This window comes from Streptomyces sp. NPDC047515 (genome assembly GCF_040643055.1).
Lineage (GTDB): Bacteria > Actinomycetota > Actinomycetes > Streptomycetales > Streptomycetaceae > Streptomyces.
This window is the reverse complement of record NZ_JBEYTM010000134.1, coordinates 1-4,330: the sequence shown is the minus strand read 5'-3', so window position 1 is coordinate 4,330 and position 4,330 is coordinate 1. Positions and strand designations below refer to the sequence as shown.

Genomic DNA, 4,330 nt, shown 5'->3' with positions numbered 1-4,330 from the left:
CACCACGTGATCATTCCGGGGCCGTCTCCATGCCCGGAGGGCAGATCACGACCGTCACGCATCACGCATGATCAGCCACCCGACAGGCTCTCAGGCTGCCCGCCCCGGCCCTCCAGCCAGGACGGCGTGGGCAGCAAGGGCCGCACCACCGCCCATTCCGCGTCCGTCATGTCCGACGGGTACCGGCGCTGCCGGTCGGGATGATCGCCGGCGTTGCCGTACACGTGCGCGAGGCAATCGCACGACACGACGGGCGAGTTGAAATCGACAGGCGCAACCGCGTACACATGTGACAACAGGGCCTCCTGGTACCGCTCGGTTTGGTTCGCACCTCCGAGCTACCAAGGGGCCCTGCCTTCATGCACGCCCTGCCAGAAGATCACCCCGGCGGGAAACCTGTTCGACCCGCACGTTCAATGACCGGTTGAGATACGGCTTCTGACGGCCCCCGACGATGCCTCGCGCTGGCTGCAGGGCTACCTGGCCCGCGGCGGACTGGAGACAACCCTCGACCGCATCCATTCCGGCGAAAGCATCTGCACCACCGGCACGCGCGCCCAGTCAGGCGACCGCATCACCGTGGTCTACCGGGACATGACGGCACGCTGCCGCATACTCGTCCCTGACCTCCTCAAACAGGCCATGACGCAAGGCCTGGGACAGGCCAAGGCCTACGGGTGCGGGCTCCTGCGTATAAGGCATGTCCAATGAACCACAGCACACCCTCCCACCAGGTATATTCTGCTGCTGTTGAGCGTCATCTCCTCACATCGGTGAGGCTGCACCAAGCTTTCGGGCATCCTGAAAGGGCGCTCTCCCACATCCCCACACTGGTGGGGCAACACCATCCCATACGGGAATGGGCCACCCTCCTTTCGTCGTCGGCGGGCGAGGCAGGCCCCGAATGCATGGTGCACTGGCGGATTACGACGCCCACGGCAGATCGGCCCTCCCAGCCTGGCATTTGGGGTAGCGGCGACCCCTGCGAGCCGGACGCTCCCGGTCACCGCCGAAGGCGGCGGGGCTCACTCCGAGCTCAGGCCGCTGCATGCCAGGCGTCGACGAGCGCGTGAACAGACGGAAACCGGCGCTCTGGGGAGGTGGCCGTCGCTGTCCTGACGACCTCCAACTGTTCGGGCGTTCCTCGCCATTGTTTCTCCTCGTCACCAGCGTCCAAGAGGAGACGGAGCGCCCTGCCCAGAGCGAACACGGTTGTCCGGATGTCGACCAGCGATCCGCGCGTGAACTCCTCCGGTGCCATATAGCGCGTTGACCCGGGCAACCGGTCCGTCCGCAGGACGAAGGGGCCTACTCGGTATTCGTCCAAGTCGCACAGCATCATGCGGTGCTCGTCGAAGTCGTACAACATGCATCCGTCATAGAGGTCGACCGCAACAAATCCGGCCTTCCCCACGGCCAGGTGGGCAGAGAGGATGGATTCCAGCGCGGCGTGAATTCTGGGAAGCGGCTGGGCCCTGAACCGTGCCATCGGGCTGTCCGGAGCTGCCCGACCTCCGTGGCGTGAGAGGGTCGGGTGGTAGAGAACCTCACCGCTCAACCATGGGTAGACCAGCACAAGGCCATCGTCGGTGGTGAAGGAATGCATCAGGGGCACGATGGCCGTGTGGGAGACGTTCTGGTGAAACGACACCGCCCGCCGCAGAGAGGAGATCCCTTGCGGCGTCGACGCGCCTTTCACGAACCAACGTTGCCCTGATGCCAGCAGCCCGTATGAGACACAACCAGAGTCTTGCTCTTCGAACCTCTGGAACACGGTGCCCAACCTGTCGAGAGCGGCTCCGAGCATCGCGACGTGTGTCACGTCATGAAACGGGTGCGTCGTCATTTCGTGCATGATGTCACTCGCTCTCTGACTCCGTGCACATTTCGCGCATCACATGCTGCGCGTACCAGGCGGCCCTCGATCTCCACCTCGACCGATCATGGGTGACCGGCGAGAAGACCCCCGCGCCCAAACTCGCCGGGCACGTCAGGGCTGTGGCATTGGGCGTCTTCGATGACGTCGAACAGGTCTTCGTCATCACCTGGCCGGGTTTCGGGGCGGGAACGGGGGTGTCGGGGACGCTTTCAAACGTTCCCGGGGCGCGCAGACGAAGGGCGTGCACGATGGGGTTCTTTCGCAGAGTTGGTGACGGCGGCCGGCCTCGCGACCATTACCGTCGGCATCCTGGGCGACAGCACCGACCCTGGCGTCACCCGGCTGGCCGCCGCGTACCGTCGGCAGCACCCGGGCGTCGAGGTCCGCATCCGCGAGACCGACCTGACCGATCCCGCCTGCGGGCTGCGCGCCGGACTGGTCGACATCGCCCTGACCCGCGCGCCCTTCGACGAGACCGGTCTGACGGTACATCAGCTGCGTGCCGACCCGGTGGGCACGGTGCTGCGCGCCGACGACCCGCTGGCCCGCCGCGACCGCCTCACGCTGGCCGACCTGGCCGAGAGGCGCTGGTTCCAGTTCCCGGACGGCACCGATCCGATCTGGCGGGCGTACTGGAACGGCGGCGAGCCCCGCGAGGGCCCGGTGGTGCGGGGTGTCCAGGAGTGCGTGCAGGCCGTGCTCTGGAACGGCACAGTCGGGATGACGCCGCTCGGGCACGAGATGCCCGTGGAACTCGCTGTCGTACCGCTGGCCGACATGGCACCGAGTCGGGTGGTGGTGGCGTCGAAGAAGGGCGACGCTAACCCGCTGATCCTGTCGTTCGTCCGGATCGCGACGGCTGCCTACCGCGACTGAGCGCCCCCCGGCCGGCCGGCGCGCCCGTCGTCGGTACCGACACCGCGGACGGAAAACGATCAGTCGGCCTGCGGGAAGCGATCTTCAGGGCGCGACCTTCACGCAGGCCGCCGTCACTCGTGAACACCCGACCCAACTCGGCGACGGACGTGCACGGTAGGGCCTCGGGTTCCCGCAGAGATGGATCCCAGGTCACGATTCGGCTGCTTAGCACACCGGCGAATCCCCGTACGTGGCAACCGACCCGGCCCCGAACGGGCGGTGTCCGCGCCCGGGCGTAGGGTGCGGGCATGACTGAGAGCTTCGACATCTGCACCGCCTTGGCAGATGCGGTGCAGGATCGCGCGAGGACCTGGCCGTTCGTCGCCGACTTCGCCGCCTACTGGCAGCGGCCGCTCAGCCCGGACGACGGATGGAGCAGCGCCGAGGTGGCGGCGGCCGAGCAGCGTCTGGGCCTATGCCTGCCGACGGCGCTTCGCGAGGCCTATCTGCTGTTCGGGCGCCGGACTGACCTGACGAGCAATCACGACACGCTGCTCACACCCGAGGAGCTCTACGTGGCCGACGGCGCGCTCGTCTACCGGGTGGAGAACCAGGGCTGCGCCTCCTGGGGCATCGCGCTGGAGGACCTCGCCCAGGACGACCCCGGTACCGTGATCCGGGTCGATCTCGCGGACAAGTCTCAGGAGCGCTGGGAGGCCTGGGAGTCGAGCCTGTCGACGGCCTGTGTCGCGATGGTGATGTCCGAGGTGGTCCTGTCCGAGGACGGCTTCACCGACTACCTGGAGATGGAGGACGACGGGACCGAGCTGGAGGAGCTCTTCCAGGAACTGCCGGGTGTCGGCCGTGACCTGCGATGGTTCGTTGGTCCCGAGGTCCTGATCCGGGAGATCGATGGCGTCTTCCTGCACGTCCGGGCCCGGACCGAGGAGGCACTGGAACACCTGCGCGAAACCGTGCCGGGAGACTGGCTGGACGAGTAGCCCGCAGGGTTCAGGCGGGATCGGCCGTCGACGGCATCGACGGCGTGGCTACGGCCGCCCGGGCCGTCTCGGCGCCCGCATGGGCGGGTGGGCGCCGGTGCGGCTGGAGCGCTGCCTGCTCGGTCTCGTCGATCTCGGGGGGCGGGCCGGCCGCAGCATCCCAGACGGTTGTGACAGCGTGCCGGGACGACGATGGGACAGGAGTCGACGGGTATCCACTGGGCCGGTCTGGTCCGGCATCCCGAGTTGCAGCGACTCCGTTTCGGGAAACGATCACCCGCTCGGCGGGAAGCGATCTTCAGCCAGTGCCTCGCGGTCCTGGTCACGGCTACTCGTGAACACCCCCTCCACGACACCAACTCCCAGGTTGCGGCGCGTTCAGCCTCGCGGACACTGTGGGCTTCTATGCCGGCGCCGGGTTGGTGGCCGCGTTCGGGGCGGTCCGCACGGTCCACGCCGCAATGTAGCCCGGACGCGATCCTGTGCCTTCCCCCGTCCTGCTGCCTGGCCACCACGTCACGCCGCTGAACGGAGGAGGCCCCTTCCCACTTGAGCGTTCCCGCGATGAGAGCGGAACTGCCGGTGTAGCGTT

3 protein-coding genes and 2 pseudogenes are annotated in these 4,330 nt (G+C 67.5%); 3 read left to right on the top strand and 2 right to left on the bottom strand.

Going from position 1 to position 4,330, the window contains the following annotated elements; all coding sequences use genetic code 11:
* Positions 1-89: 89 nt before the first annotated feature.
* Positions 90-248: pseudogene (locus ABZ826_RS38885) on the bottom strand (IS5/IS1182 family transposase); the annotation flags it as partial.
* Between the two features lie 181 nt (positions 249-429).
* Here ABZ826_RS38885 and ABZ826_RS38880 point away from each other — a divergent pair.
* Positions 430-711, top strand: coding sequence for a type I-E CRISPR-associated protein Cas6/Cse3/CasE (locus tag ABZ826_RS38880; RefSeq protein ID WP_361459257.1), 282 nt, complete (start codon positions 430-432; stop codon positions 709-711).
* Between the two features lie 325 nt (positions 712-1,036).
* Here the strand turns inward: ABZ826_RS38880 and ABZ826_RS38875 are convergent, their stop codons facing one another.
* A complete protein-coding gene (locus ABZ826_RS38875; RefSeq protein WP_361459255.1) occupies positions 1,037-1,846 on the bottom strand; it encodes a serine/threonine-protein kinase in 810 nt (269 codons plus the stop codon).
* Positions 1,847-2,155: 309 nt separating this feature from the next.
* On the opposite strand from ABZ826_RS38875, the pseudogene ABZ826_RS38870 reads away from it, so the two are divergent.
* Together ABZ826_RS38870 and ABZ826_RS38865 are read left to right on the top strand one after the other, a co-directional pair.
* Positions 2,156-2,755, top strand: a pseudogene (locus ABZ826_RS38870) (LysR family substrate-binding domain-containing protein); the annotation flags it as partial.
* Between the two features lie 290 nt (positions 2,756-3,045).
* Positions 3,046-3,738 (top strand): SMI1/KNR4 family protein, encoded by a 693-nt coding sequence (locus ABZ826_RS38865; RefSeq protein WP_361459253.1) that lies wholly within the window; start codon positions 3,046-3,048, stop codon positions 3,736-3,738.
* Positions 3,739-4,330 lie beyond the last annotated feature (592 nt).

What these genes read in the sequence shown, in the direction of transcription:
- ABZ826_RS38875 (WP_361459255.1), bottom strand. Translation starts at nt 1,846, where the DNA reads ATGACGACGCACCCGTTTCATGACGTGACACACGTCGCGATGCTCGGA.
- ABZ826_RS38865 (WP_361459253.1), top strand. Translation starts at nt 3,046, where the DNA reads ATGACTGAGAGCTTCGACATCTGCACCGCCTTGGCAGATGCGGTGCAG.